The 26149-nt window shown below is 46.0% G+C and carries 29 protein-coding genes and 1 other annotated feature; of the genes, 21 read left to right on the forward strand and 8 right to left on the reverse strand.

The genetic code is table 11. The features are described 5' to 3' along the window. Positions 1-350 precede the first annotated feature (350 nt). The 3 genes from FFM70_RS03700 to FFM70_RS03710 are packed head-to-tail and all read left to right on the forward strand — an operon-like array spanning position 351 to position 1758. Entirely contained in the window at positions 351-632 is a 282-nt protein-coding gene (locus FFM70_RS03700; protein WP_137615504.1) for a hypothetical protein, read from the forward strand. Beyond that, on the forward strand, positions 617-1252 hold the full coding sequence (locus FFM70_RS03705) for an HNH endonuclease signature motif containing protein (RefSeq protein WP_137615505.1): 636 nt from the start codon (positions 617-619) through the stop codon (positions 1250-1252). Before FFM70_RS03700 ends, FFM70_RS03705 begins: the two co-directional genes overlap by 16 nt. An 11-nt stretch (positions 1253-1263) precedes the next feature. Continuing rightward, positions 1264-1758, forward strand: coding sequence for an SMI1/KNR4 family protein (locus tag FFM70_RS03710; protein WP_137615506.1), 495 nt, complete (start codon positions 1264-1266; stop codon positions 1756-1758). 461 nt (positions 1759-2219) lie between these two features. On the opposite strand, the gene FFM70_RS03715 is transcribed toward FFM70_RS03710, so the two are convergent. Both FFM70_RS03715 and FFM70_RS03720 read right to left on the reverse strand, forming a co-directional pair. Then, positions 2220-3173, reverse strand: coding sequence for a linear amide C-N hydrolase (locus FFM70_RS03715; RefSeq protein WP_137615507.1), 954 nt, complete (start codon positions 3171-3173; stop codon positions 2220-2222). A gap of 195 nt (positions 3174-3368) precedes the next feature. Then, positions 3369-3596 carry a hypothetical protein gene (locus FFM70_RS03720; RefSeq protein WP_137615508.1) on the reverse strand — a complete coding sequence of 76 codons (228 nt, stop codon included), beginning with the start codon at positions 3594-3596 and terminating at the stop codon, positions 3369-3371. 169 nt (positions 3597-3765) lie between these two features. Between FFM70_RS03720 and FFM70_RS03725 the strand changes: the two genes are divergently transcribed. Then, positions 3766-4824 carry an aspartate-semialdehyde dehydrogenase gene (locus FFM70_RS03725; protein WP_137615509.1) on the forward strand — a complete coding sequence of 353 codons (1059 nt, stop codon included), beginning with the start codon at positions 3766-3768 and terminating at the stop codon, positions 4822-4824. Positions 4825-4892: 68 nt separating this feature from the next. On the opposite strand, the gene FFM70_RS03730 is transcribed toward FFM70_RS03725, so the two are convergent. The 3 genes from FFM70_RS03730 to FFM70_RS03740 all read right to left on the reverse strand — a co-directional run bounded on the left by FFM70_RS03730 (position 4893) and on the right by FFM70_RS03740 (position 7404). Continuing rightward, on the reverse strand, positions 4893-5240 hold the full coding sequence (locus tag FFM70_RS03730; RefSeq protein WP_137615510.1) for a DUF1801 domain-containing protein: 348 nt from the start codon (positions 5238-5240) through the stop codon (positions 4893-4895). 22 nt (positions 5241-5262) lie between these two features. Further along, complete coding sequence (locus FFM70_RS03735) at positions 5263-6171, reverse strand: magnesium transporter CorA family protein (RefSeq protein WP_137615511.1); 909 nt, start codon at positions 6169-6171, stop codon at positions 5263-5265. Between the two features lie 69 nt (positions 6172-6240). Next, positions 6241-7404 carry a VanZ family protein gene (locus FFM70_RS03740; RefSeq protein ID WP_137615512.1) on the reverse strand — a complete coding sequence of 388 codons (1164 nt, stop codon included), beginning with the start codon at positions 7402-7404 and terminating at the stop codon, positions 6241-6243. Positions 7405-7594: 190 nt separating this feature from the next. On the opposite strand from FFM70_RS03740, the gene hisJ reads away from it, so the two are divergent. From hisJ to FFM70_RS03805, 13 genes are all read left to right on the forward strand, one after another. Beyond that, entirely contained in the window at positions 7595-8431 is an 837-nt protein-coding gene (gene hisJ / locus FFM70_RS03745; protein ID WP_137615513.1) for a histidinol-phosphatase HisJ, read from the forward strand. A gap of 58 nt (positions 8432-8489) precedes the next feature. After that, positions 8490-8722, forward strand: a binding site (T-box leader). A 300-nt stretch (positions 8723-9022) separates the two neighbouring features. Then, positions 9023-10174, forward strand: coding sequence for an ATP phosphoribosyltransferase regulatory subunit (locus FFM70_RS03750; protein ID WP_137615514.1), 1152 nt, complete (start codon positions 9023-9025; stop codon positions 10172-10174). Then, complete coding sequence (gene hisG, locus FFM70_RS03755; RefSeq protein ID WP_137615515.1) at positions 10167-10826, forward strand: ATP phosphoribosyltransferase; 660 nt, start codon at positions 10167-10169, stop codon at positions 10824-10826. Before FFM70_RS03750 ends, hisG begins: the two co-directional genes overlap by 8 nt. Further along, positions 10823-12109 carry a histidinol dehydrogenase gene (gene hisD, locus FFM70_RS03760; RefSeq protein ID WP_137615516.1) on the forward strand — a complete coding sequence of 429 codons (1287 nt, stop codon included), beginning with the start codon at positions 10823-10825 and terminating at the stop codon, positions 12107-12109. Before hisG ends, hisD begins: the two co-directional genes overlap by 4 nt. A 12-nt stretch (positions 12110-12121) precedes the next feature. Then, positions 12122-12706, forward strand: a complete 585-nt coding sequence (gene hisB, locus FFM70_RS03765; protein WP_137615517.1) for an imidazoleglycerol-phosphate dehydratase HisB — start codon at positions 12122-12124, stop codon at positions 12704-12706. After that, complete coding sequence (gene hisH / locus FFM70_RS03770) at positions 12707-13333, forward strand: imidazole glycerol phosphate synthase subunit HisH (protein ID WP_137615518.1); 627 nt, start codon at positions 12707-12709, stop codon at positions 13331-13333. Then, positions 13314-14033, forward strand: coding sequence for a 1-(5-phosphoribosyl)-5-[(5-phosphoribosylamino)methylideneamino]imidazole-4-carboxamide isomerase (gene hisA / locus FFM70_RS03775; RefSeq protein ID WP_137615519.1), 720 nt, complete (start codon positions 13314-13316; stop codon positions 14031-14033). The genes hisH and hisA overlap by 20 nt, the downstream gene beginning before the upstream one ends. Next, positions 14027-14785: an imidazole glycerol phosphate synthase subunit HisF gene (gene hisF / locus FFM70_RS03780; RefSeq protein WP_137615520.1), complete on the forward strand. Its 759-nt coding sequence runs from the start codon at positions 14027-14029 to the stop codon at positions 14783-14785. Before hisA ends, hisF begins: the two co-directional genes overlap by 7 nt. Next, positions 14782-15099, forward strand: a complete 318-nt coding sequence (hisI, locus tag FFM70_RS03785; RefSeq protein WP_137615521.1) for a phosphoribosyl-AMP cyclohydrolase — start codon at positions 14782-14784, stop codon at positions 15097-15099. Before hisF ends, hisI begins: the two co-directional genes overlap by 4 nt. A gap of 16 nt (positions 15100-15115) precedes the next feature. After that, positions 15116-15436, forward strand: a complete 321-nt coding sequence (gene hisE, locus FFM70_RS03790; protein ID WP_137615522.1) for a phosphoribosyl-ATP diphosphatase — start codon at positions 15116-15118, stop codon at positions 15434-15436. Between the two features lie 13 nt (positions 15437-15449). After that, positions 15450-16535 (forward strand): histidinol-phosphate transaminase, encoded by a 1086-nt coding sequence (gene hisC, locus FFM70_RS03795; protein WP_137615523.1) that lies wholly within the window; start codon positions 15450-15452, stop codon positions 16533-16535. Between the two features lie 1044 nt (positions 16536-17579). After that, the gene (locus FFM70_RS03800; RefSeq protein ID WP_137615524.1) at positions 17580-18341 is read left to right on the forward strand and encodes a TerC family protein; all 762 of its coding nucleotides are present in this window, start codon (positions 17580-17582) and stop codon (positions 18339-18341) included. Next, positions 18319-19215: an NAD(P)-dependent oxidoreductase gene (locus tag FFM70_RS03805; RefSeq protein ID WP_137615525.1), complete on the forward strand. Its 897-nt coding sequence runs from the start codon at positions 18319-18321 to the stop codon at positions 19213-19215. The genes FFM70_RS03800 and FFM70_RS03805 overlap by 23 nt, the downstream gene beginning before the upstream one ends. A 583-nt stretch (positions 19216-19798) precedes the next feature. On the opposite strand, the gene FFM70_RS03810 is transcribed toward FFM70_RS03805, so the two are convergent. The 3 genes from FFM70_RS03810 to trpX are packed head-to-tail and all read right to left on the reverse strand — an operon-like array spanning position 19799 to position 22474. After that, complete coding sequence (locus tag FFM70_RS03810; RefSeq protein WP_137615526.1) at positions 19799-20578, reverse strand: ABC transporter ATP-binding protein; 780 nt, start codon at positions 20576-20578, stop codon at positions 19799-19801. Next, complete coding sequence (locus tag FFM70_RS03815) at positions 20565-21473, reverse strand: ABC transporter permease (protein WP_137615527.1); 909 nt, start codon at positions 21471-21473, stop codon at positions 20565-20567. Before FFM70_RS03815 ends, FFM70_RS03810 begins: the two co-directional genes overlap by 14 nt. Beyond that, positions 21470-22474: a tryptophan ABC transporter substrate-binding protein gene (trpX, locus tag FFM70_RS03820; RefSeq protein ID WP_307722487.1), complete on the reverse strand. Its 1005-nt coding sequence runs from the start codon at positions 22472-22474 to the stop codon at positions 21470-21472. The genes FFM70_RS03815 and trpX overlap by 4 nt, the downstream gene beginning before the upstream one ends. Before the next feature lie 508 nt (positions 22475-22982). On the opposite strand from trpX, the gene FFM70_RS03830 reads away from it, so the two are divergent. From FFM70_RS03830 to FFM70_RS13930, 4 genes are all read left to right on the forward strand, one after another. Next, the gene (locus FFM70_RS03830; protein WP_137615528.1) at positions 22983-23429 is read left to right on the forward strand and encodes a hypothetical protein; all 447 of its coding nucleotides are present in this window, start codon (positions 22983-22985) and stop codon (positions 23427-23429) included. 409 nt (positions 23430-23838) lie between these two features. After that, positions 23839-24708 carry a homoserine O-acetyltransferase/O-succinyltransferase family protein gene (locus FFM70_RS03835; protein WP_137615529.1) on the forward strand — a complete coding sequence of 290 codons (870 nt, stop codon included), beginning with the start codon at positions 23839-23841 and terminating at the stop codon, positions 24706-24708. 33 nt (positions 24709-24741) lie between these two features. Next, on the forward strand, positions 24742-25680 hold the full coding sequence (locus FFM70_RS03840) for a homoserine dehydrogenase (RefSeq protein ID WP_223877430.1): 939 nt from the start codon (positions 24742-24744) through the stop codon (positions 25678-25680). An 11-nt stretch (positions 25681-25691) separates the two neighbouring features. Further along, the gene (locus tag FFM70_RS13930; protein WP_223877431.1) at positions 25692-26036 is read left to right on the forward strand and encodes a hypothetical protein; all 345 of its coding nucleotides are present in this window, start codon (positions 25692-25694) and stop codon (positions 26034-26036) included. Positions 26037-26149: the final 113 nt, after the last annotated feature.

The following is a 26149-nucleotide window of genomic DNA, read 5'->3' on the forward strand; positions in this document are numbered from 1 at the left end:
ATCGCCAATATTGCAACAGCTTTTCCTGGATATTTAGTGATCAGTTTTTACAGATTTTGATCGAATTAATTTCGAAGGTTATGGGTTACTAAGTTGTCATATTTCTTTTATTTAAAAGGATCAGTGACTTTTCACTGTTCTTTTTTATGTTCTTATGAAGTGTTCATGCAAGTTCGTACAAATGCTTTATGAATGGCGAAGATAGAAAAATAATTATTTGAGTGCTAATATAATTCGCAATTATAATCTGAAAGGGGCGTAATAATCGGCCCGGCCAATGAGCCAACACATTTTAGGAAAGTGTTTTAAAGAATTCAATAAATTATGTTTTCAATTTGGGGGATGAGCGCATGAAAAAAATTAAAAACATTATTTTAAGTGCTGTAGCATCTGTTACACTATTATCGGTTACTGTCATAACTCCGGAAGCGGACAACGCTACGGAACTTAAGCAAGACGTTGTTAAGAGTAACAAGACAGATGTTAAAAAGTTGCATCAGTTCAACAGTAACGATCTTGGGAGAAATAGTTTTCACAACACACCATTGGCTTATCAAAAGGTAATGTCAGTGTTTCAAATGATCAAACTGAAAATGGTATTACAACGTTCGCTGAAGTGCCAGAAACTGTAGTCACGTATCATACTTCGGAAGAATATGTTAATGGCGAGTTCAGAATTAATTTTTATATTGATTCGATTATTGGCGAACCACCAGCGGCAGTATCTGTGGAATTGGGTTTCTATACTGAACCATCGCTGTCAGGCCCCATCACAACACAAACTTCAAAGTTGATTACTAAAGAAGGCGATGTTACTAAAGGACTCTTAGGATATGCTGATTTTCCGGCCAAAACGACTTTCTTTGCAACGAGTGGGCAATGGGGGTTGCTAGGTGAGGGTGGCGCAACATCTATCAAAGCAATTCCGTTGAGTACAATTCATTTACAAAACAGTATCGGACAAAACTTTCCGGAATATATTGACCCCGTCTCAAAACGTGATGCGGAATCTCCAATAAATACCACTTGGACTAAGTTGGCAACTTCACCAGAATGGAAAAACACTGATCGTCAAAGTTTTATTAAACAATTTAGTGAAATTTTCGGTAATCAAAATGCCGCTTATTGGAAGGCAAATCAAGTGCATCATATCCGTCCTCGTATTTACGGTGGTTCGAATGCGTTTACTAATCTTATGCCAGTGCCAGTTGCGGAGCATCAGTTGATTACAACCTGGTTCATTCATTATTAGGAGTAAATTTTATGGAAAAAATGTTAGCAAAGACACTCAATGGATTAAAAGAGATCACGAGTGATGGTGACAAGGCTTTTAATATCGTTAATGTTGGTGGTGTCTTTGAAGAGCGAGTAACCTTTAATAAACCAGCGACCTTAAGTGAATTGAAAGAGCTGAATAGGTATCATTTGCCATCTGATTACTATGAATTTTTAAAAATAACAAACGGTCTCTCACTATTTGAGGATAAATATGAAGGAATCACGCTGGGGGGAGCGGTTTGTCAAATTTATAGTATTAAGATGGTGCTTAAAAACAAAGCGCTATTTGATGAAAGTTGGGTACCAATATTGTATCTGCGAGATCTGGGCACAATATTTATCAATGATGAGAGATTTCAGCAGCATCAAAACTATTTGAGCTATCCTGGCATAGAGGCCGACAAATACTTCAAATATTCATTCTCAGACTGGCTGGTTCATTTTATTGGTTGCAATGGCAACCAGTTTTGGGCCTTGTAAATGACTATAAAGCTATTTTGAAGTTGAAAGCAACGTGATCGTTTGATTTTAGCTGCCTGACGAATTGACAAAATGATAAATGGATTAAAAATTTAGTGATAATGAAAAGGATGTAAAACCTGACTCTGGTTTTACGTCCTTTTTGAGTAGAATCGTTAAATAGCCGTTATAAAGTACACCATCGAAGTTTTTCAGAATAATCATCTGATTGTTTATGGCGGTTACAAAATTTTTCAACACTTTAGTTTAATCCGCTAATGGTTAGAAGACCCAAAACTGACGTGAAGCCAGTAATACTGATATTAGTTATGTCCAAAAGTAGACTCATGCGAATTATCACTGATCAATTCGAATACCGACTTGGAATGTTGTCCCTCGAGGGTGTCTCTCCATGATATGTCGTTTCTGGCCGACGCCACTGAAGCTAAACAACCATCTTTCTATATAGTGGGCAGCTTAAGCTAATCCGCTGAAAAGACGACTGGTGTCTGCCATTGTTGGGCCATCTCGGTCGTGAGCGGAATGACTTGTAGCCGTTCGGTTGTCCGCGGTCGAAAATAATATTGGTGCCGATCTAAGTCAATCACGCTGCGATAGTGAGTGTAATTGTGACTAATTTGGTGTCGTTTCGCTGGATCATAGGGAAGGCGGACCTCATTTAGCCAAGTGAACAAAGTCGGAATTGTTTGCTCAGTCGACAGCTTGGGTGTCCCTAAACGGCGAATGGCCATGTGATTGAAACGGTTGGTCGGAATTGAGCCAGTGGGTAACGGTTGGGCTGACTGCAGCCAGTGTTGGGCAGCTTTTTTGGTGTCCACGTTGATGGTTGCACCGTTGACACCGAGTAACCGATTGAGATTTTCAAAATGTTTCTCAAGAACTGGGGTATTCGTCAAAACGCCACTGGGATTGACTTGCGCGGTTAAAGGCCCACCAGTCGGTTCGATGACTAAGGTTTGCCCAGTCTGATCACTGAGAACCCAGTGAAATGGATAAACGTAAGGCTCGTCGTGCCAAGTTTGGTTGACCAGACGAACACGTGGCAGGTCGTGGCTAACAGCGTCCAAACTAGTGTGTTCACCCAGAACCCAATTGATGAAGTCTTGCGGTGTGAGATTGAGTTGCCCAGCTTGCGCAGCAGGTTCGTAGTGAACGGCATGTGGCAAATACAGCTCGGCACAACTGATACCGCTTTCATTTATGCCATCGGCCATTAGAAAATTATCGATTCCGATCGGTAGGCGACCGCCACCTAAGATGGCTTGTTGTGTGACCCGTTCGTCATTTAGTCCAGTTGTCCAGTGCTGTTGGCGGGGGAGAAAGCTTGGCCGCCAAGGGGTCGTCGTTGGGAAGTCCATGGTGCGGGCAAAAAAATGTTGGTCAGTTCTATTTGTATAAGTTAAACTGGTGCACATCGTCAGGATCCTTTCGGTAAGTTTACTAACTTCAGTATACGCTTATTGGCGGTTATTTAGGGTGATCGATAAGTGCCCTGAGTATAAAAAAGGAGACCCAGACAAGGGTCCCTTTTGGTGAGGCTATTTTTAGTATTGAAGACAATTACTATAGTTGATAGCTAGCCAAATTGCAGCTTAAGCTGGTTGATTTTTTTAGTCAGTGCGCTTGAGTTGCGCGTATAGTTGTTCCAATTCGTCAATGCCAGTCATCATCGTCAAAGTCTCCTCTGACTTGTGTTGATTGGAAAAATCATGAGGAACAATTCCTTTAGTCGCCAGCTGATGATAGCTAGTCGAAACTAGTTTGGCAGAGTCGGTTTCCAAAGTGTCGATAATATGATTGAAATTTGCGAAGATACGTTTTCCTTTGGCCAAAGCCATCCCATCACCTCGGCTTTATCATGCACTCTTTTACCCGCTTTTGCAATCAGTTACAGCTATTAAATTGAAGACACCGTTTTCATTGACAACTAAATAATCTCATTTGTTTCTAATTATTAAAATTGTGCTATAATAAAGTTTCAATAACTATCAAAGCGAGGTCTTCATTGTGAGTGGATATAACGTCGCGATCGTCGGTGCTACTGGTGCAGTTGGCGCCCGCATGATCAAAATGGTGGAACAAACTAGTTTGCCAGTTAACTCGGTGAAACTATTAGCGTCAAGTCGGTCAGCAGGGAAGCAACTTAAATTTAATGGTCAAGAATTGACGGTTGAAGAAACGGTCCCTGAATCGTTTGAAGGCATTGATTTAGCCTTGTTCTCAGCTGGTGGTTCCGTTTCAAAGAAATTCGCCCCTGAAGCCGTTAAACGTGGTGCGGTGGTCGTTGACAATACAAGTGCTTTCCGAATGGACCCCAAGATTCCATTGGTCGTTCCAGAAGTTAACGAAGATGCGCTGTATCAACATCATGGGATTATTGCCAATCCAAATTGCTCGACGATTCAAATGGTCGTTGCTTTGGAACCAATCCGCAAGGCCTTTGGGTTGAAGCGGGTCATCGTTTCAACGTATCAGGCGGTGAGTGGTGCCGGTAATCGGGCTTTAAAGGAATTGCGTGACGAAACGCAAGCTTACTTGGATGGTAAAGAGATGGAAGCACATATCTTACCAGTCTCAGGTGACAAGAAGCATTATCCGATTGCGTTCAATGCCCTTCCACAAATTGATGTCTTTGAAGAAGACGGCTACACCCATGAAGAATGGAAAATGATCCATGAAACTAAAAAGATCATGTGTGGCGGTGATATGGATAGTCAAGATATCAAAGTAACGGCGACCTGTGTTCGGATTCCAGTGCCAGTTAGTCACTCCGAATCTGTTTACTTCGAAGTCGAAGATCCTAAAGCAACGGTCAAAGGTATTCAAGATGCTTTAGCCGCTGCACCTGGGATCGTTTTACAAGATGATCCTGACCATCAGATCTATCCACAAGCGCATAACGCTGAAGGGTCACGTGATACGTTCGTTGGTCGGATTCGTCCAGACCAAGAAACACCACAAGCCTTCCAGATGTGGGATGTTTCCGATAACATGTTAAAGGGTGCTGCTTGGAACTCTGTTCAGATTGCAGAACACTTGGACAAGTTAGGCTTATTACATCTCTAAACACAATTATGATTAGCAAAAAGTTCCGGGAACTCGTCATTGAGTTCGCGGAACTTTTTTTGTCATGATTATTTTAATAATCCCAGCACTGCTTTGACCAACGGCACGGGAACAGCTTGGTCTAAGCCAACATTGAGTCGTTTTTGACCAGTGGCATAACCTTGTGCTTTGGCAGTGGCTAGGAGCTCATCTGTTAAATCTTCAGATAAGCTCAAACTCACGTGAGCTTTGTAACCGGCCACACTGACGTATTGTTTTCCTAAATTCCAGAAAGGCAAATTCCATTTAATTTTAGGCTCAGCGGCGGGCAGTTCAGTTTGAATCAAGTCAGCAAGCTGTTGCAAGATTGGTTGTGCTTCAGGAGCCGCTTTACTAATGTAATCGGCAGTATCGGTCACTTTAATTCGACTTGGCATGTTAAAACCAGCTTTCAAAAAATTATTTTCGGAACGAATTACGACGGAGCAGCCACACGGTCAGGGCACAGAGCGCGATGGCGATGACCACCGTGATTTCCCAACCAAATGGGTTTTTCATAAAGGGCAGATCAACGTTTTGACCGAAAAAGCCGAAGACGATATTGGGCATCGTCAAGACAATCGAGAAAATCGTTAACAACCACATGGTGTTGTTTAAAGAGTTGTCCAAAATATTTGAGTAGGCATTGGAGACCCGGCCAATAATATCTGAGGCGATATTTGCCATTTCCAACCCTTGTTGCGCTTCGACAATAATATCGTCGAGGCGCTCTTTTTGGCGGGCAGAAAACTTGATGGGGCCAAAACGTTTCAGTTGTTGTAATAAATCGTTATTTGTTTTCAGTGACGTTAAAAAGTAGACCAAGGTGGTTTCTAATTCCATCAGTTGCAAAATAACGGAACGTTGAATCTGTTTGCGCATTTTTAATTGGATATCTTGGCGTTGCTTGTTAATGGCGTTGATAGCTTGAAAATATTGGCGTGATAATTTGTATAAGACATCAAAAATATAATCGAAAGGATGTTGGACTTTTTCCCAATCGGCATCAATCACGTCGGCGAGCATGTCTTCAACGTAGTCCGTATGGTCGGTCGTGAAAGTCAATAGGGTTCGGTCGACGAGCATAAAACTGACTTGGGCGGTGTAGGTTCCTTCGCCATCATTGCGGGTCACGACGTCAAAAATAATCGTCGTGATAGCACTTTTGTCGTCATACTCCAAACGGCCCCGTTCGTGTTGGTCGGTCGCGTAACCGAGCATTTCATCGGTGACGCCTTCTTCGTTCACGAGTTGGTTATAGTCGTTGTCAGTATAGTTGTTGACGGCGACCCAGCGAAAGTCGTCGCTTAAGGCTTGTACTTTTATCATTTTTATAACTTCCAAAGTTTTAATTTACTTTCAATTTAACATGATTTAAGGCCTAACGCAAAGTCAGTTTTAGTCAACGGTCGTCTGGCTTAAACGCTCACACCATAGTTGGTGTTGGCGACTAAAGAACGTCAGGATTAAATCATAACTGATAATGAGTAACGTTAACGAAACGATGACCAAATAAACATCGAGGCGGTTTAATGACGCACTTGGCATATCGCCGAGTTGGTTAAAGAGCCAGAGGTCCAAAAAAAGTAACGGTAAGCTGACTAAATAGAGGCCGCCGTAGTGAATGGCCAATTGCCAGCCAGTGACCGTTTGACCAGTTGTACTGATGAGTCGGCTATTAGTGAGCCAACCACCGAGTGTTTTGCCGTGCGTGAGACGGGCAGGCAACCAGAAAAATAGCCCAATATCGAGTAAGTACAACCAGCGTGGATCACGGGTCAGTGGCCAATCAAAATGTTTAACGAGGACAAAATAACACACATCAAATGCGGCGATGAGTCCCCAATCGATGAGTAAGGCACCAATTCGCTGCCAATTGATCGGATGCGAAGCTTGGGTGAGGGCGGTGGAGTGGTCTGTTTCTCGCCAGCGTCGTGGAATAACGATCAAGGCCCAGGCGCCAATCATGCCGCCGAGCGTATTCATCATCAAATCATCCACGTCAAACATCCGATAGGCGCGGGCATAATAGCCGTATAGCCCAGTCAGTTGCGTCGTTTCGAAGAATAAGGAAATCGTAAAACTTGTCAATGTGATCAACCAAAGTGGCCAGTGGTGACGCCACTTTAAATAAGCACCGATTGGCATGAAAAAGAGGACGTTGAAAAACGGTTGGAAGAAACTCTCTGATTTGAGGGCCGCGAGCCAAGTACTCGGATCATCCGCTTGAAATGGGGTCAGCTGCTTAAATTCTGTTAAAAATAAAAATGGCTGTAGATTGTACTCGGCCGAAGTGAGATTGGCGACGGTGCTACGGGTCGGTAGCGGCAGAATGATTAACAAGTAGGCTGCGGCCAAATACCAAATGAATGAATAGGTCCCAATGATATTGCGTTCGGTTAGGGTCTTCTTTGTTTGCAACTGAACCGTCAGCACTAACATGGCGACTAAAAATGTCATGAACGGTAAGGCCAGAATAATAATATGAACAGGTTCAAGTAGGGCACTAACGATGTGACTGGAAAGTGCTAACTGATAAAGTTTACTAATAATTGTGTGCATGTAGCGGCCCCCTGCTGAGTGATTAGGGCTATTGTACCGAATAATCAGGCTCAAAGGCCGATTAAAGCCTTTCTTTTGGAAAAATATAACTAAATTGATGGCAGATAAGCTAACTGTTGTGTTGACAGCGAGTTGCTATTTGAGTGTGGATATGGTTAAATAGACGAAAAAATTAGAAGAAGATGAGAAAATGTTGATGGATGGTCACACCCATACTGAACTTTGTCCGCATGGTTCTGGTGAAAGTACCGAAAAAATGATCCAACGTGCGATTCAATTAGGGCTACAGAAATATTGTATCACTGAACATGCGCCACTGCCGCCAACGTTTAAATCAGAATATGCCGGCAATCCGACAGGCTTTTCGGAGGCCTCTTTGACCATGGCACAAGTCCCGGAATATCTGGCATTAGCGCGCAAATTACAACAAAAGTATGCCAGCCAGATTAAGATCTCAATTGGATTTGAAGTTGATTTTCTCCCGGATCAAGTGGCGTGGACGCGCGATTTCATGACAACGTATGGGCCACAGACTCAGGAGAGTATCTTGTCCGTTCATTTTATGCGTGGTCGGGACCAGCACTTTTGGTGTGTTGACAATGGCACGGCTGACTTTGAAACAGGATTCGGCGCCTGGCTAAGTGAGCCACAACGGGTCTTTGCACACTATTATCAAACCGTCTTAGCTTCAGTGCAGGCCGACCTGGGACCGTACGCCCCACAACGGATTGGTCACATGAGCTTAGTCCGGAAGTACCAAGATTACTTTGGTTTGACGGCGCCGTTAGATGAGACAAATTTGCAACTGGTTGATCAAATTCTGAATCAGATCAAGGCACAAAAACGGGAATTAGATTTAAATTTGGCCGGTTTGTATAAACCTTTTTGTAACGATTTTTACCCTGGTGATCAAATTTTAAAACGGGCGCAAAAGTTAGCCATTCCGCTGGTTTATGGGTCGGATGCTCATGATATTCTCAGTGTGGGCCGCGGGCAACATTTAATTAAAAAATTAATTAATGGTTGACAAAGCCAGTTGTAATCACTAGAATGAGTTTTAAATTAAACAACTAATCAAATTTTAATAAACGGTTGTGATTAGAAAAAGTAATTAGGATTTCCTCATCCAGAGAGCTTGGAAAGCTGAGAACCAAGCAGACAGTCCTAATGAACACACATCTATGAACTGCTAAGGTGAACCTGACTGATTAGCCTTAGCCGAATGGTTTCGTTATCCAAGTTGACTTCGAGTCAACCAGAGGTTACCAGTGTGAGCTGGCAACGAAATTAGGTGGTACCACGTGTAAACGTCCTTTTAGCAGATAAGTTCTGCGGAGGGCGCTTTTTTTGTAGAGTGTGAACGAAGCCGGGTTGCTTCCGAGCATAGCCTAGCCACTAGTATGATGCGGTTTTGGCATCGTGCTAGTGGCGTAGCTAAGCGGCCGACGCAGGCTGAGCGAACACGTTTCGACCATAAGTAAAGGAAAAGCTTAGCTAGTCATACAATGCGGTTTTAGCATTTTGTGACTAGCGTAGCAAGCGGAAACCGCTGCCCGAGCAAACACGTTTCGGCTATAAACAAAACGATTAGTTAAGAAATAACAAGGAGGCGTTGGCAATGTTAAACAATCTATTACCATTAGGGACGCGCGATGAATTTGGACGGCGTGCGACGACCAAACAACAATTAATCTCGGTGATCCAAGCCCATTTCAAGCAGCGAGGGTTGGCAGCCATTGCCACGCCATTGCTGGAAAATCAGGCAGTCTTTACGCCTTATCAAATGGGCAATTATCAGTATTATCGGTTATTGGATCCCGAAGGACAGACCTTAGTCTTGCGTCCCGATATGACGTTACCGATTGCCCGCTTCCTGAGTGCGACCAAGGTGCCATTACCACAAAAGTTTGGCTACGTGGGGGACATTTTCCGAGTGAGTCGTCGTTTGTCAGGGTCATACAATCAAATGACGCAAGCTGGTGTTGAGCTGATCGGTTATCCGTCAATCAAGGCGGAGCTGGAGTGTTTGACGATTGCCAATCAGTTGAGTTCGGAGTTGATCGATGATGCCGTGGAAATCGAACTGGGCGATGCACAATTTGCCCAGCAAGTCGTGGCTAGCTTGACGGCTGACACTAATCGTCAGGCCGCAATCAAACAGGCATTGTTCAATAAACAAATTCCGGATTATGCCGCATTAATTGACAGCTATCGTGAAAACCCATTATTCGAATTCTTACAAAACTGGCCACGATTGTTTGGTCAACCGGAAACGATTTTTAAGCAGTTGCGGGCGGCACCACTACCAGCGAGCGTCCGACCGGCGTTGCAACGATTACAGACCGTCGTGGCGTGGATGGGGAAAACGATGCCGGAGCAAGCCGTGTCGGTGGACCTGAGTAGTCAAGCACCGCAGAAATATTATACTGGGCTGACATTTCGGGGGTATTCGCAGGCGGGCGCAGGTTATCTATTTAGCGGCGGTCGTTATGATCAGTTGCTAGCGAATTTCCAAGCGAAAAATGAACCAGCGGTCGGGATGGGTTTAGATGTAGATCTCTTAACGGCCTTAGCTTTATCGCCGGTAACGACGACCCCAACGCAGTTGATTTATTTTGAGCCGGAACAATGGCCGCAAGCCGAAGCCTTACTTGCCAAGACGCCACGAGCGCAACTGAGCTTGGCGCCGGACTTAGTAGCCGCACAGGCGGAAGCATTACAATTGGGCGCTAATTTGATTGATTTGACGGAAGGTGACTACGATGACTGAAGCACGTTTGAAAATTGCATTAACGAAAGGGCGCGTGGAACAACAGGTCTTACCGCTCCTAGAACAGGCAGGGATCGATTGCGATTTGATCCGCCACAAGCAGCGGCGCTTGATTTTTGACTCGCCGACGCAACCCTATGAGTTTATTTTGGCAAAAGGCCCCGATGTCACGACATTTTTAGAGCGAGGGGCCGCGGACATTGGCATCGTGGGGAGTGACATCTTGGTCGAACACCGCAGTACGCAATATGAGTTGTTGGATTTAGGCGTGGGTCGTTGCCAATTTATTCTCGCGTCGACGGCCGACTTCGATCCCGATGCGCCGCAACGAAAAATTATTGGGACCAAATATCCCTTGATTACGAAACGTTACTTCGATCAGTTGGGACAAGATGTTGAGATCATCAAGATCGAAGGTTCAGTTGAGCTAGCACCGTTGACCGGCTTGGCAGATGCCATCGTCGATATTACGGAGACTGGGACGACGTTGCGTGAGAATCACTTACAAATTTATGATTATTTACAGCCAGTCTCGACACGGCTCGTCGTGAATCGTTTAGCGTTGAAGCAGCAACAAGCCGCGATTTATGACTTGGTTGATCGGTTAGCAGCCGTCGTTAATGCGACGACACCAAAGGAGCAGATTAAATGAAAATTATTAATGAAGATTTAGCCAGTTTAAAAAAGTTAGTTCAAACCAAGACTCAACAGTTAACGGATCCGAAAGTCGTCGTGGCGGTACAAAAAATTATTGCCGACGTGATTGAGAACGGGGACAGCGCATTACGGGCTTACGAACAGCAATTTGACAATGTGACGATTGATCAATTCAAACTCGATCAAGCCAGTATTGATGCCGCCTATGATCAATTAGATCCAGACGTGAAGGCTGCGTTACTCCTGGCAAAGCGCAACATTACCAGTTTCCATGAAAAAGAAAAGGCCACTGGATTTATTGATGCCGAACAACCGGGCGTGTTGCGCGGGCAAAAATTATTACCATTGAACCGGGTCGGCCTATACGTGCCAGGTGGCACCGCAGCGTATCCTTCGACGCTCTTGATGAGTGCGTTACCCGCTAAAATTGCCGGCGTTAACGAAGTCATCATGGTAACCCCACCTCAACCGAATGGCATTAATCCCGCCGTTTTGGCCGCTGCGAAGATTGCCGGCGTGGACGCCATCTATCAAGTGGGTGGCGCGCAAGCCATCGCTGCGCTGGCATATGGGACCGAATCAATTCCTCAGGTCGATAAGATTATTGGTCCAGGGAATGTGTTCGTTGCCACCGCGAAGAAACAAGTTTTTGGGCAAGTAGCAATCGATATGGTGGCAGGACCATCTGAAATTGGGATTATCGCGGATGAGAGTGCTGATCCACGCCAATTGGCGGCGGATTTGCTGAGCCAAGCGGAACACGACAAGTTGGCCCGTCCAATTTTGATTACGGACAGTCCCAAGCTGGCGACTGCCGTGAGTGAAAATGTGACTTCCCAATTAAAGGTGTTGCCACGGACTGAGATTGCGAGTGCGTCAGTGGCCAATAAAGGCTTTATTGCCGTCGTTCCTAAGGTTGAAGACATGTTCGACTTGATGAACACGGTTGCCCCAGAACATTTGGAAGTCCAATTGGCAGATGCCACCCAATACTTGAATCTGATTAAGAATGCCGGTTCAGTTTTTCTAGGGCGTTACGCCAGTGAACCCTTGGGCGATTATGTGGCCGGACCTAATCACATTTTGCCAACGAGTGGGACGGCACGGTTCTCATCACCATTGGGCGTTTACGATTTCGTCAAACGGACCTCGTTCATCCAGTACACCAAGCCGGCCTTAGCGAAAGAGGCCAAAGCAATTACGACTTTGGCGCGTGTTGAAGGCTTAGAGGGACATGCGCGCGCAATCGAATCACGTTTTGACACGTATTACGACTAGGAGGGTTTGCAAATGCGACAAGCAACAATTAAACGAGACACGAAAGAAACACAGATTGAGATTAGTTTGAACTTAGATGAACAGAGTGGCATTGAAATTGATACGGGCATTGGGTTCCTCAACCACATGTTGACCTTATTTGCCAAGCACGGTCGCTTTGGCTTAGTCGTCAAGGCGCATGGCGATTTGGACGTCGATCCACATCACACGACTGAAGATACCGGCATCGTTTTGGGGGAGTGCTTTAAAAAGGCCCTCGGTGACAAAGTCGGTATCGAACGGTATGGGACCGAATTTGTCCCGATGGATGAAACGTTAGGGCAAGTCAGCGTGGATTTGAGTGGCCGGTCATACTTGGTATTTGACGCAGAATTGACTAATCCACGGTTAGGCGGGTTAGATACGGAAACAGTTGAGGATTTCTTCCAAGCCGTCGCGTTTGCGGCGGAAATGAATCTACACGCACGAATTTTATACGGTCGTAATACCCATCACAAGGTGGAAAGTCTATTTAAAGCGTTTGGGCGAGCGATGCGTGCGGCTGTGACGGTCAATCCAGACATTATCGGGGTGAACTCGACTAAGGGTGTGATTTAGATGTTTGCAATCGTGGATTATGATACGGGCAATACGCGTAACTTGCAAAAAGCGTTCGACTATTTGCAAGTGCCCACGCAACTGACCGCTGATCCAGTGCAATTAGCGGCTGCCGATGCAGTGATCCTGCCAGGTGTTGGCGCGTTTGCAGCTGCCATGCAGGCCCTAACTGAGCGTCAGTTGGTGCCGGTCTTACAAGCATTAGGACGAAATGGCAAACCCATGCTAGGCATTTGTTTAGGCATGCAGTTGTTGTTTGAAAGTAGTACTGAATACGGTGACCACGCGGGTTTGGGGCTATTACAGGGTCACGTGACTGACATCCCAACAAATCTAGGTGTAAAGGTGCCACAGATGGGGTGGAATGAGAATCAATTCCAACAGCCAGCCAGTCCCTTTGCCAGTATTGATCATGAGTATACGTATTTTGTGCACTCGTATTATGCGGTGAGCCCAACTGACCAGATTGTTGCCAGTGTTCAACATGGCGTGACTGTGCCGAGCATCGTGCAACGTCAGAATGTGATTGGCATGCAATTTCATCCGGAAAAAAGTGGGCAAGTCGGGTTGGCACAGTTAGCAACTTTTAAGGAAATGGTGATGGCAAATGATTTTTCCAGCAATTGATTTAAAAGCGGGCCAGAGCGTTCGGCTATACCAGGGTGATTATGCGCAAACGACTTTAATCAATGCTGATCCGGTCGTACAAGCGCAGCAGATCAACGCGGCGGGCTTGCAGCAGTTACACCTTGTTGATCTCGACGGTGCCAAGTCTGGTCAGCCAGAAAATCTTGCCACAGTGACGGCGATCCGACAGGCGTTCGACGGTGTCTTGGAATTAGGTGGTGGGATTCGTAGTTATGACTTGGCGCAGCGTTATTTGGAGTTGGGTGTGGACCGCTTGATTTTAGGGTCGGCAGCCTTGACGGATCCAGCACTTGTTCGCCGTTTGTTACAAGACTTTGGCGGCGATCGAATCGTAATCGGGGTGGATGGTCAAAACGGACAAGTGGCGATCAACGGTTGGCTTGAACAGTCCCAAATTAAGATGAGCACGTTGATTGCGCAAATGATGATGAGCGGCGCCAAAAACTTTATCGTGACGGATGTCGCCCGTGATGGCACGATGCAGGGGCCAAACCTTGATTTATTAGCACAACTCCACGCTAAGTTACCAGCTGCAAATTTGGTTGCTAGTGGGGGCATTCGCGATTTGGCAGATGTTCAAGCGTTACAAGCACTGGGAATTCGTGACGCCATTATCGGGAAAGCTTTATATGAAGGGACCGTCACCTTAGACGAACTCGCGGGGGTGGATGCATGTTAGCGAAACGATTGATTCCATGTTTGGATGTCGCGGATGGCCGTGTGAAAAAAGGGGTTAACTTCGTCAATTTGACGGATGTCGGTGATCCGGTTGCCATTGCTGCGGCGTACCAGGAACAAGGTGCGGATGAATTAGTTTTCTTAGATATTTCAGCGACAAACGAACACCGCAAGACGATGGCTGATTTGGTCGAGCAAGTTTCTGCGCAAGTTTTTATGCCATTGACGATTGGCGGTGGCATTAGTAGTGTGGCTGATATGCAACGATTATTAAAGGCGGGTGCGGATAAAATTGCCATTAACTCGTCGGCCGTTGCCCAGCCAGAATTGATTCAAGCTGGGGCGGAAAAGTTTGGTAACCAGTGTATCGTGGTCGCCATTGATGCGGCCTGGGATGCCCAATCCCAGCAATACCGCGTGTATACGCATGGCGGTCAGCAAGCTACGGCTTTAGACGCGATTACGTGGGCCAAACAAGCCGTTGCTTTGGGTGCTGGTGAGTTGCTGGTCACGAGTATGGATCGCGATGGGACCAAAGTTGGCTTTGATTTAGCTCTATACCAACAATTAGGCGCAGCAGTGTCTGTGCCAATCATTGCGTCGGGTGGTGCGGGGCAGTTAACTGACTTTGTAGATGTCTTCAAGCAGTCGCCGGTCGATGGCGCGTTAGCTGCGTCAGTGTTTCATTATGGTGAGTTAACGATTGGGCAAGTAAAAGCGGTGTTACGTGCGAAAGGAGTCGTGGTGCGATGACTGAACAACCGGATTTTGAAAAAGGACAGGGGTTAGTCACAACGGTCGTGACAGATGCGACGACTAAAGCGGTGTTGATGGTGGCGTGGATGAACGCTGAAAGTTATCAGCGCACGCTGGCAACGGGCCAGACATGGTTCTGGTCACGATCGCGTCAAGAACTATGGCATAAGGGGGCCACTAGTGGCAACTTGCAAGATGTGGTGCACATCACGCTCGATTGTGATAACGACACCTTATTAATTGCAGTTAAACCACATGGACCGGCCTGTCATACCGGTCACACAAGTTGTTTCTTTAAGCCAGTTTTATAGAGAGAGGAATTTGAGTATGCAAAATATGGAAGAACTATATCAATTGATCGCTGCACGGCAAAAAAATCCGAAAAAAGGCTCATACACGGATTACTTATTCACCGAAGGGTTGGACAAGATTTTAAAGAAGGTCGGTGAAGAGTCTACCGAGGTCGTGGTAGCGGCTAAAAATCCCGATGATGGCCAATTGGTCTATGAAACGGCGGACTTGTTTTATCACGTTTTAGTCTTACTCGTTGAACGAGGTGTTAGTTTTGATCAAATCAAGGCAGAATTGGCAAAACGAGAAGGCAAGATGAGCGACTTTAAGGATCGGCCTGAAATCAAAAATTTGTAGGGGGGTAGTATATATGAAGGAAAGTGTGCGTCAATTACAACCATATGTGCCAGAAAAGCCACTCGCCACGCTGCAACAGGAGCTTGGCATTGCGCGACTAGTCCGGTTGTCGGCAAATGAAAATCCTTACGGCACATCCCCAAAAGTTGCCGAAGCGGTGAAAGCTTGGGACTTTAATGAAAGTAATCGTTATCCCGATGGTGACGCCACTGCCTTGAGACAAGCGGTGGCCCAGCAACAGTCAGTTGATCCGGATCAATTAGTTTTTAGCGTCGGATTGGATGAAATGATTGCGATGGTTTCACGGACCTTTTTATCAGCCGGTGACCAAGTACTGGTGTCAGCGCCAACCTTTTCTGAATATGCCTTGCATGCCGAGATTGAGGGCGCCAAACTCGTGTCAGTGCCAACCTTGCCCAATGATCAAGTTGATTTTGACGGCTTGCTGGCAGCCATCACTCCCGCGGTGAAAATGGTGTGGCTATGTAATCCTAATAATCCAACGGGGACGAGCGAACCGTTAGCTAAAATCGAGTGGTTCATTCAGCAAGTGCCGGCAACGACCATGGTACTCATTGATGAAGCGTACATTGATTTTGCGAAAAATGCCGCAACGCTAACGGCGATGCAACTGCCAGCTAAATACGACAATGTGGTCGTGATGCGAACCTTTTCAAAGGCGTATGGCCTAGCTAATTTTCGAATTGGTTATGGGATCTTCTCGAAAGCTTATGCTCCCACGATGCAAGCCGTTCGATTGCCTTACAACGTGAACGCGATTACGCAGGTGGCCGCGCTAGCCGCGGTTAAAGATACGTCATTTGTGCGGCAGACTGTGATGAAGAATGCGGCCGAACGTCAGGCCTGGTCGACGTTTTTTGACCAGCAGGGTATTCGCTATGATCAGAGTGACGCAAACTTTATTTTCTTTGCTTATCCTGAAGCGACTGCTTTAGCGGATGCGCTATTGCACCATGGTTACAGTTTACGAACTGGGTTGCGGGACGGCTGGTTACGAATGACGATTGGGACAGCTGCGGATGGTCAGGACTTGCGGAAGTTGATTGCCGCCTATCAAGCGAAGTCGGCTAGGCATTAGCGTTAGAGACTGGGTTCCAAGGGTCGTAAATTACTGGCTCAGCTCACTGTGTAATGAAAGATAATCAGCGATTGCCGCTTCCGGTTGTTGTTGATAACATGCGGCCGAGGGACCGGGCCAAGTCTGAGAAACGTCTTGCCCCTCGCCCGGAAGCCTTGCACAAACCGCAAGTCTTCCGGACGGTCCGTGGTGTAAGACCGGAAAAACGCCGGTCAAACGCCACCCACACGGCCGATGCCATCAACAACAACCTACAGCTAATTCACCGTTTTTAGATTCTGACTGACGGTTGAGCGGCCTGAGTTCGTTTCGGACGCAATCAATGCTAGTATTACTGGATCAACGACAGTTTTGTTTAGTTAATATGATAAATGGGCGATTTTAAGGAAAAATCGCTTTTTTTCGTGGGATTAATTAAATCAGTTTTGCCGAAAAGAGGCCATTTGACAAGGTAATATTGGCATGATAAATTTTAGTCATCGTGCAATTACTTTTATGTACAATACTGGAAACAGTCATCTAAAAAGACATGATGTCAAATTGGGGATAAGTTATTTGGAATTATTAACGACAATCTATCAACCTGTCGTCAAAAGTGCGAGTTTAATTAAGCAGTGGTACCAGTCGGTCTGTTCAATTAGCTGGTGGGCGTTTTTGTTACGCGTTATTGCGACAGTGGTTTATTTATTAATATAGCCTGATTTAATTGTTACTCATGGTAATGTTGAGTGATAAGGTGGAATGAAAAGACGATTTTGAAAAGAATCGTTTTTTTGTCGTGGCGTTAATTGGTCTAGTAGCGCGTGCTAGCAGGCGCTGTGACGTTGGACAGTTACACCGGTCAAATGACGTAGAGTCTAACCAATAGCTTTGCTAATCAATAAAGAAACGATGATCGTGGGTACGAGAGTTAACTAATCGTACCCAAGCTTTGTGTTTAAATATGCTCTAATGTGCGAAAATTAATCTTGAGTCATTAAAAATCCGATGAGAACGGGTATACTAAAAGAGTAGGATTAGACTGATTTGGAAAGAGGTTTATGCGTGTTACATTTTATCGAGCAACTGTATGGGCCATTCTTCAGCGCGGCGAACTGGGGCCAAGTCTTCACCTCGGCTAATGACTGGTTGATCATCTTGTCGTTGGCGATTATCGAGTGTTTATTGTCGGTCGATAATGCGGTGGTACTGGCGGCGCAGACGCAAAGTTTGGACAATTTACAAGATCGTGAAAAATCATTATTCTATGGTTTATGGGGCGCGTATCTGTTTCGTTTTCTGATTATCGGCATTGGCACGTACTTAATTAGTTTTTGGGAGATTAAGGTACTGGGTGCCGGTTACTTATTTTATTTAGTTTACCGTTTCTTTACGAAAAAGCCGGCGCAAACTGGCAAACCACATCAACAGCATCGCTTTATGGGGCTGAGTCAATTTTGGTCGGTCGTCATTCAAATTGAAATGATGGATATTATTTTCTCTATTGATTCGGTTTTAGCTTCGTTGGCGATTTCCAACAATCCGGTTATCGTTTTAATTGGTGGGATGATTGGGATTGCTTGCATGCGGGGGATTGCCGAAGTAATTATGCGGTTAATGCGCAAGATTCCAGAGTTGGAAACGATGGCGTATTGCTTAATCGTGATTATCGCCTTGAAACTTTTCGTGTCAATTCCCGTGATTGGCTGGGATATTCCGGCTACGGCGTTTGGTTTGATCGTTATTGCGGCGTTTGTACTCACATTGGCTGTTCACTTTTGGCGGCGACGTCAGCAGTCAGTTGATGAGTCAAAGAAAGGTGATTAGGATGCAACTTGGATTTATTGGGACGGGTGTCATGGGCGCCGCCATCGCTAAAAATTTGATGGCGGCCGGTTATGCGATGACCGTTTATAATCGGACTAAAAGTAAGGCGGACGCATTGATTGCGGCCGGTGCGACTTGGGCAGAAAATCCTGCTGAAGTGGCACGGCAAAGCGATGTCGTGTTGACGATGGTCGGCTTTCCGGCGGATGTTGAACAAGTTTATTTTGGTGAAAATGGCATCTTCGCTAGTTTAAAGCCGGGCAAAACTGTGATCGATATGACAACTAGTCAGCCCAAGTTGGCTGCTAAAATTGCTGATTATGCGGCCGCTCATGGCTTTCATGCTTTAGACGCGCCAGTTTCCGGTGGGGATATTGGCGCTAAAAAGGCCAGCTTAACCATTATGGTTGGTGGGGATGACGCCACTTATGACGCAATGCAGCCATTATTCAAGGTGATTGGACATCAAGTCAATCACTTTGGTCCTGCCGGTACTGGTCAACATGCGAAGATGGCGAATCAAATTATGATTGCCGGTACCATGACTGGGTTAACGGAAATGTTACTTTATACTAAGGCCGCTGGGCTCGATCCGCAAAAGGTACTGAGCACGCTATCCAGTGGCGGGGCAGACAATTGGAGTATGGATAATTATGTGCCACGAATCTTAAAGGGTGACTACACGCCCGGTTTCTTTGCGCGGCATTTCTTAAAGGATTTACGAATTGCGTTGAGTGAGGCGGATGCGATGGGCTTAGACCTCGTAGCAACCGCGCAGGCTAAGCGGCTCTATGAAGTGATGGTCGATGTCAAAGGCCTTGGTGATCAAGGAACGCAAGGATTAATTAATACTTACGAGTCAAAGCCAATTTAAGTGCGCTAATTTTTCAATAAAAAACCTGTTCAAAATCCGTGTGAGATTTTGAACAGGTTTTTATTTTATCGCTAAAGGTTGAGGGGACGAAAACGTTCGTGAGGCCAGTAATACCAGCGTTGCTGTGTTTAAAATGACTTGGAATCCTCATCACTCCGTCAGCCAGAATTGGTGTCCTATGGGGGGACGGTACCAGCCAAAGTGCGGTCTGGCACGGCAATTTTAAGCCGACGAACCACGTTTTTGAATTGCCCCGCAAGATTAGTTGACCAAGCACACCAGCTCCGGTACTTAAATAACTGACTAATCACTTAAAACAGTTGGCTAGCTGTAGTTGTTGTGGATCGCATCGGACGTGTGGGTGGCGTTTGACCGGTGTTTTTCCGGTCTTACACCACGGACCGTCTGGGAGCCTTGCGATTTGTGCAAGGCTTCCAGGCGAGGGACAAGACGTTTCTGAGGCTTGTCCCGGTCCCTCGTCCGCATGTTATCCACAACAACCGGAAGCGACAATGACCAACTAGCTTTCGTTGGCTGATGACTTCTTTAGTCTTCAGCCTTTAATCTTATCGCTTAAAACTCGTTATTCGATTGTATCAAAGAAACTGAGCAATTTTTCTTTCGTCAGGGCGGCTTTGGCCTCCCCACGGACATCAAATTTGATTTTCCCTTGGTCGAGGACGATCAAGCGATTGCCATAAGTTAAGGCGTCGTCTAAATGATGGGTAATCATTAAACAAGTCAATTTTTCTTGAGTAACATGTTCATTCGTTTGATGCATCAATTCGGCTGAGGTCTTGGGGTCGAGGGCAGCGGTGTGTTCGTCCAAAAGGAGGACATCTGGCCGCTGCTCGGTCGCCATTAAGAAACTCAAGGCTTGCCGTTGCCCACCGGATAAGTTTTCGGTGGCGGTGTTTAAGCGAGTTTCTAGGCCGTTTTTCATGGTGGCAGTAATTGCTTTAAAGTGAGGCAGTTGTTGTTTCAAACCGCGTAGCTTCAACGTGCGTCGCTTGCCACGGTGCATCGCAAGTAATAAGTTTTCGGCGACCGTCATCCGCGGTGCGGTGCCCATTTTGGGGTCTTGGAAGACGCGTGCTAAGAAAGCGGTACGTTTTTCCACTGACAAATGGGTAATGTCTTTACCGTTTAACTGAATGCTGCCACTGTCGACCGGTAAACCGCCGCCAATCGTGTTGAAAAGGGTCGATTTACCAGCCCCGTTTGAGCCGAGAACGGTGATGAAGTCGCCATCATACACGTCTAAATTTAACCCTTGCAAGATCGACACTTCGTTGGGTGTGCCCACATTCACCTTAGTGACGATATTTTTTAAAGCTAGTAATGGTGTCTCATTCTGCGTCATATTTGGCCACTCCTTTCTTGATCACGTGAGTTAAATGTAAGGCCTTACTTAACCGCGGCAACATCAAGCAAATTGCCAAAATCAAGGCGGATAAGAGGTTCATATCGTTGGTATTGAAACCGAGTTGTAAAACAAGTAGACGCACGAACTGATAAATGACACTGCCGAGTGTGACGGCCACTAAACGTTGGTTCAAAGTCAATTCACCAAAGACGACTTCGCCAATAATGATGGAGGCCAAGGCAATGACGATGATCCCAATCCCCATGCTGACATCGGCATAACCGTTATTTTGGGCAATCAGGGCGCCACCGAGGCCGATAATGCCGTTTGAGACCATTAGGCCCATAATTGTCATGTTATCAGTATTGATCCCGATGGAACGGGCCATGACGCGGTTATCACCAGTCACGATGAAAGCTTGGCCGAGATTCGTTTGTAAGAAGATAATTAATAGCACGGTAATAATGATGATCACAACTAAGCCGACAAAGACGCTATCGAAGTATTTTGGTAATGATTTCAAAAAGTCGCCGGAGAAAATCGTGGTTTTTCCAAGCAGGGAGACGTTAGAACTGCCGCCCATGACACGTAAGTTAATGGAAGAACAAGCCGTCATCACTAAGATTCCGGCTAACAGAATCGGGACCTTGCCTTTGGTATACAGGAGCGCTGTAATCAGGCCAGCTAAGGCGCCAGCGATGAAAGCTAGGCCGGAAGCCAAGTAGGGGTTCATCCCATTTGAAATTGCAGTGACTGCAACTGCCGCACCGAGTGGGAACGTGCCTTCAACGGTCATGTCGGCAAAATCTAGAATTCTAAACGTGAGGAATAAAGCGACGCCAAGTGAAGCCCATAAGAGGCCTTGTCCAATACTAGAGACAATCATACTCATTGATAAACGACCCCTTTCGTTTTGGCTTCTTTAAGGACACTGGCTGGGAAAGTAATACCAAGCTTTTTGGCTGCCGATAAATTAAGGGTCATTTTACCTTTGGTGATGACCTTGATGGCGTAGTCAGACGTTTTACGGCCTTTCAAGACTTTAGCTGCCATTTCACCAGATAATTTACCTAATTGATACTGATCGACAGAGAGTGTTGCTAAGCCACCAGCTTTGACCATCGTATCAACGGCCGGAATCACTGGGACTTTCGCTTTATTCGTGACGGAAACCAACGTCTTCATAGCGCTCGCAACCCCGTTATCTTGTGGCGCATAGACGGCGTCGACTTCGGAAGCCATTTTTTCAGCGACCGTTTGCATATCATTGGTGTTGGCAATGGTATACATTTTGTAAGCCACACCTTCTTGTTTACAAATTTTAGCAAACTTTTTAGCATTGTATTCGCCACCGTGATCGGAGGTCGTGTAGATAATGCCGACTGTTTTGGTGTTTGGCACCAATTCGCGCATTAAATCAAGATGCGATTTCAATGGCGACTCGCCGGAAGTCCCAGTTACATTCGCGCCAGGATGGGCATCGCTTTTAATTAAACCACTGCCGGATGGGTCGGTGATTCCGGCGAGAATGACCGGGGTACTTTTACCAGCAGCTGAAACTAACGATTGGGCGGCTGGGGTAGCGATACCGACAACTTCGTCGGCATCTTCATTAATGAATTTTTGACTCATCGTTTTAAGATTACTTTGGTCACCTTGGGCATTTTGATAATCGATTTTCACCGTTTTGCCAGGCACGTAACCATATTCTTTCAACCCAGCGATGACCCCGCGATGGATCGCATCCAAGGCTGGATGGGTCTGTAATTGAAGAATCCCAACTGTGGGGACCTTTTTAGTGTTAGCCGTTTTTTTAGCATTACCAGTCATGAAGAAGGCAACCCCAAGAAAGACGACTAACGCGCTAATAAATGCAAGCATGCGTTTCAATATGTTCACCTCAACTTAAAATTTTCGAACCTTTTTGGTCTGGGCATGGGTAAGGCAAAATAAAAAGGGCAAACCAGTAAGCTCTGGTCTGCCCTTTACGGAACCGAAGCCTGCTGTGTCTAAAACCCATGCAGACTTCTTTAGATAACAAAGTTAAGTCGGCACAGATACAAACTGTTTGCCAGATTGTATCCGTGTGACGGAATTACAATCTGAATCGCCGGCTTTGCCATGAACTATTCAAGTTGGTCAATAAGAACTTTGTCATCCTTGGTTCCTCGCTTTCGTTATTGAATGAATTCAGTATAGGCATAGATAAAAAAGCTGTCAAGTGAAAAATTAGAATTCGTTGTGAAAACTGACCAGTTATTAGGTCGCTGATTTGTGGTCATAATGAAGGTTAATCAGGAAAATCGCTGATAAAAACAAAATCTTAAATATTGGTTTATGACTAGTTAATCGAACGTACGTTTGCTATAATCTAATTACTGATTGAAAGGGGTCTGCGATTTTGGAAGAACAAACGATGCGCCAACACTTAGCAAGTTTGGGCACAACTGAACGCTATTGGTTCACGGGTATTTTTGAGCGCTACGGTTATCGTGCTGGGGCCGAACGGGTTGAACCAACAATTCTATTAACGAGTGTCCGCTTGGCTGACAAGCAGCTGGTAGCGACCCAATCTTGGTTCAAGCTGAGCAAGGGCTTTCGCGATCTTGGTGAGTTGAAGCCCGGGGATAAACTTAAATTTTCTGGGCGGGTCGCGCCTTATATTGAAGACTATCGGTCAGCAGTCACGACCGATTTTTCGACGAGTTCAGTCAATTATCGGATCGGCTACCCTAGCAAAATAAAACTGGTCCGGCCACTGATTCATCGACATCGACCAGCATTGCCGATAGAGCTAGATGCCTTAGTGCAGCAGATCAGTCGCTGGAATACGCACGAGCAAGTTTAAAATTGGCTGCTTGATCCAGTCGGCCTAAAAAAGTTTATAGGATGTATTGACAATTAGAAACTACGGTGTTAAATTAGGCTTAAATTAAAAACACATTAAGACGTTGAAGAGAAGAGTAACGGCTAGAACAATTTTACAGAGAGCTTCGGAGTGGTGTGAGGAGCAATTGTTGTGGTGGTGAAGATGAGCTTGGAGTCATGATACGGGTCGCAAGCGGCTACGTATGCGGTGGCAACCGATATATTGCGGAGTATCCTGTTCAGTTATGGGTACTTGTCGAGGTTGTCATTGCGAAATGGCAATAAATCACGGTGGTTACGCGAAAGCTTTCGTCCGTCAGTTTCTTTAGGGAGACTGATGGGCGAAAGCTTTTTTTAGGCTCAAAATCGGTCAGAGAGGGAGTTATCAAATGACAGTAACAGTAGTAAATGGCTTGTTAAAAGCCCAACAACAATGGCTCAATCAGCCTGCAGGTGCGTCCGCAATGCGGATCTTGATTCTCAATTTGATGCCAACCAAACTGACGACTGAGCGTCAGTTTCTACAGCGGTTTTCGGCCTTGAACGAAGATGTGACTGTGACGTTTATGTATCCGGCAACGCATCATTTCAAAAGTGTGCCACGAGCGTTGGTTGCTAAAAACTATGTGACACTGGCAGAGGTAGCTGATCAGCAATTTGATGGCTTGATCGTGACCGGGGCTCCCGTTGAACAGTTGCGGTTTGAAGCTGTTGACTACTGGCAGGAGTTTGAAACCATCGTGACTTGGGCGCAAACACACGTGACCAATACGTTGTTTGAATGTTGGGCAGCTCAAGCAGGGCTCTACGCGCAATTCAATATCCGAAAGCAACTTGTCGCACAGAAAATTTTTGGTATCTTTCAGGCGACCACCGTTAATGAACAATCACGATTACTCCGTGGGTTGCAAGGGCGTGGCAGCTTGAAAATGCCACAATCGCGGCATACGCAACTTGACTTGCCAGCCGACTTACCGGCGGATTTACAAGTTGTGGCTGCCAATGACGAGATTGGCCCATTGATCCTAACGTCGCCACAGCAAAAGGCGGTCTACGTGACTGGTCATCCGGAATATGAAGCGGAAACGCTGGCCAACGAATATTTTCGTGATCGACGTAAACAGTTGCCAATCAAGTTACCACAACATTATTTTGCGGATCAGACGTTGCAAAAAATTCGTTATAATTGGCAATCAGCGAGCTGTCAGCTTTATGAGAATTGGCTTGGAAGTTTGAAATTAGCGAAGGTTGAAAGCTAACTGACGCAAAACTTGATTAGGAAGGTGTTTTAAATGACGCAGACAATTGAAGTGGGCATGTTAGGGCTTGGAACCGTGGGTAGTGGGGTCGTGATGCGACTAACACAAGCCGCTACCAAGATTGAACAGACACAAGGCATTCGGTTACACTTAGCGGCAGTTGCTGTGCATCATTTAAATGCCCCGCGAGCAGTCACTTTGCCAATTGGGACTCGGTTGACTGATAAAATTGCGACCGTCGTGACTGATCCACACATTCAGATCGTGATTGAAGTCATGGGGACGTTGGCGACCGCTGAAGCAGCAATCGTTGCGGCTTTACAACATGGCAAATCAGTCATCACGGCGAATAAAGATTTAATTGCGACGGCTGGGCCACGCTTAATTGCTTTGGCCCAGCGACAACAGTGTGATTTGTTTTATGAAGCAAGTGTCGCGGGTGGTATCCCAATTTTGCGGACGTTAACGGATAGTTATGCCACGGATCAAGTGCAGCAAGTCGCTGGAATTATTAATGGGACAGCTAATTATATTTTAAGTGCGATGACGGCAACTGGTGCGACCTATGCAGAGGCGTTGGCAGCAGCCCAACGCGCGGGCTATGCGGAAGCAGATCCAACGAATGATGTCAGTGGTTTAGATACGACTTACAAATTGATGATTCTCAGTCAATTTGCTTTTGGCCAAGGATTGACGATTTCACAAATTCAACCGCAGGGGATTACGATGATAACTGCCGCCGCCTGTCAGCAAGCGGCACAATCTGGCTGGCAAGTTAAGCTGTTAGCACAAGCCCAACTTCAGGTGGGGCAATTGTATTGCCGGGTTGCGCCCGTTGCCGTGCCGAATACGTTGGCTTTGAGTCAAATCAACGGGGTTCAAAATGGGGTCGCGGTCCGGAGTCAAGCGATTGGGCAGAGCTTGTACACTGGACCCGGTGCTGGAGCACGGCGACCGCCAATAGCGTCTTGAATGATGTGATCGTGGCGGCCCATCGCTGGCTGCAACAGACCCGTGGCACGGCCTTTAATCCGAACCAGGCCCATTTACCAGTGCGGGCATTGAGTCAAGTGGCGCAAGCTTATCTATTATTTACGACGAGTCCAGTTTTAACGTTACAAAAGTGCGCTAATGAAGGTGATTTCTCAATCAATCGTCGTAACGCAAGCTGCTATGAGACGAGTGTTTTAACACCGACCCAACTGGCCCATTTGACGGCAACTTTGGGTCGTGGACAAGTGACGGCCTTGCCAATTGCCTTTTCGACGCAATGGCCAGCATCAGTTAAGCCCAGTGTCCGTTCTAATGTTAAACTAGCAATTTCGTAAAAACGTGACGTCACACTAAGCTAAGTTTGAAAAAGGGGACTTACGTACAGTATACTGTACGTAAGTGTCTTTTTTTGTTGACAAAAAATGTCAAGACAAATGCGGATCGGATT

Source organism: Lactiplantibacillus nangangensis, from assembly GCF_005405065.1.
In the GTDB taxonomy this organism is placed as follows: domain Bacteria; phylum Bacillota; class Bacilli; order Lactobacillales; family Lactobacillaceae; genus Lactiplantibacillus; species Lactiplantibacillus nangangensis.

What these genes read in the sequence shown, in the direction of transcription:
- FFM70_RS03750 (WP_137615514.1), top strand. Translation starts at nt 9,023, where the DNA reads ATGTTAAACAATCTATTACCATTAGGGACGCGCGATGAATTTGGACGG.
- FFM70_RS03805 (WP_137615525.1), top strand. Translation starts at nt 18,319, where the DNA reads ATGAGTCAAAGAAAGGTGATTAGGATGCAACTTGGATTTATTGGGACG.
- FFM70_RS03715 (WP_137615507.1), bottom strand. Translation starts at nt 3,173, where the DNA reads ATGTGCACCAGTTTAACTTATACAAATAGAACTGACCAACATTTTTTT.
- hisJ (WP_137615513.1), top strand. Translation starts at nt 7,595, where the DNA reads ATGTTGATGGATGGTCACACCCATACTGAACTTTGTCCGCATGGTTCT.
- FFM70_RS03810 (WP_137615526.1), bottom strand. Translation starts at nt 20,578, where the DNA reads ATGACGCAGAATGAGACACCATTACTAGCTTTAAAAAATATCGTCACT.
- FFM70_RS03740 (WP_137615512.1), bottom strand. Translation starts at nt 7,404, where the DNA reads ATGCACACAATTATTAGTAAACTTTATCAGTTAGCACTTTCCAGTCAC.
- FFM70_RS03730 (WP_137615510.1), bottom strand. Translation starts at nt 5,240, where the DNA reads ATGCCAAGTCGAATTAAAGTGACCGATACTGCCGATTACATTAGTAAA.
- hisG (WP_137615515.1), top strand. Translation starts at nt 10,167, where the DNA reads ATGACTGAAGCACGTTTGAAAATTGCATTAACGAAAGGGCGCGTGGAA.
- hisI (WP_137615521.1), top strand. Translation starts at nt 14,782, where the DNA reads ATGACTGAACAACCGGATTTTGAAAAAGGACAGGGGTTAGTCACAACG.
- hisD (WP_137615516.1), top strand. Translation starts at nt 10,823, where the DNA reads ATGAAAATTATTAATGAAGATTTAGCCAGTTTAAAAAAGTTAGTTCAA.
- hisF (WP_137615520.1), top strand. Translation starts at nt 14,027, where the DNA reads ATGTTAGCGAAACGATTGATTCCATGTTTGGATGTCGCGGATGGCCGT.
- FFM70_RS03735 (WP_137615511.1), bottom strand. Translation starts at nt 6,171, where the DNA reads ATGATAAAAGTACAAGCCTTAAGCGACGACTTTCGCTGGGTCGCCGTC.
- FFM70_RS03720 (WP_137615508.1), bottom strand. Translation starts at nt 3,596, where the DNA reads ATGGCTTTGGCCAAAGGAAAACGTATCTTCGCAAATTTCAATCATATT.
- hisB (WP_137615517.1), top strand. Translation starts at nt 12,122, where the DNA reads ATGCGACAAGCAACAATTAAACGAGACACGAAAGAAACACAGATTGAG.
- FFM70_RS03700 (WP_137615504.1), top strand. Translation starts at nt 351, where the DNA reads ATGAAAAAAATTAAAAACATTATTTTAAGTGCTGTAGCATCTGTTACA.
- FFM70_RS03815 (WP_137615527.1), bottom strand. Translation starts at nt 21,473, where the DNA reads ATGAGTATGATTGTCTCTAGTATTGGACAAGGCCTCTTATGGGCTTCA.
- hisH (WP_137615518.1), top strand. Translation starts at nt 12,707, where the DNA reads ATGTTTGCAATCGTGGATTATGATACGGGCAATACGCGTAACTTGCAA.
- FFM70_RS03840 (WP_223877430.1), top strand. Translation starts at nt 24,742, where the DNA reads ATGACGCAGACAATTGAAGTGGGCATGTTAGGGCTTGGAACCGTGGGT.
- FFM70_RS03710 (WP_137615506.1), top strand. Translation starts at nt 1,264, where the DNA reads ATGGAAAAAATGTTAGCAAAGACACTCAATGGATTAAAAGAGATCACG.
- FFM70_RS03835 (WP_137615529.1), top strand. Translation starts at nt 23,839, where the DNA reads ATGACAGTAACAGTAGTAAATGGCTTGTTAAAAGCCCAACAACAATGG.
- hisE (WP_137615522.1), top strand. Translation starts at nt 15,116, where the DNA reads ATGCAAAATATGGAAGAACTATATCAATTGATCGCTGCACGGCAAAAA.
- hisC (WP_137615523.1), top strand. Translation starts at nt 15,450, where the DNA reads ATGAAGGAAAGTGTGCGTCAATTACAACCATATGTGCCAGAAAAGCCA.
- hisA (WP_137615519.1), top strand. Translation starts at nt 13,314, where the DNA reads ATGATTTTTCCAGCAATTGATTTAAAAGCGGGCCAGAGCGTTCGGCTA.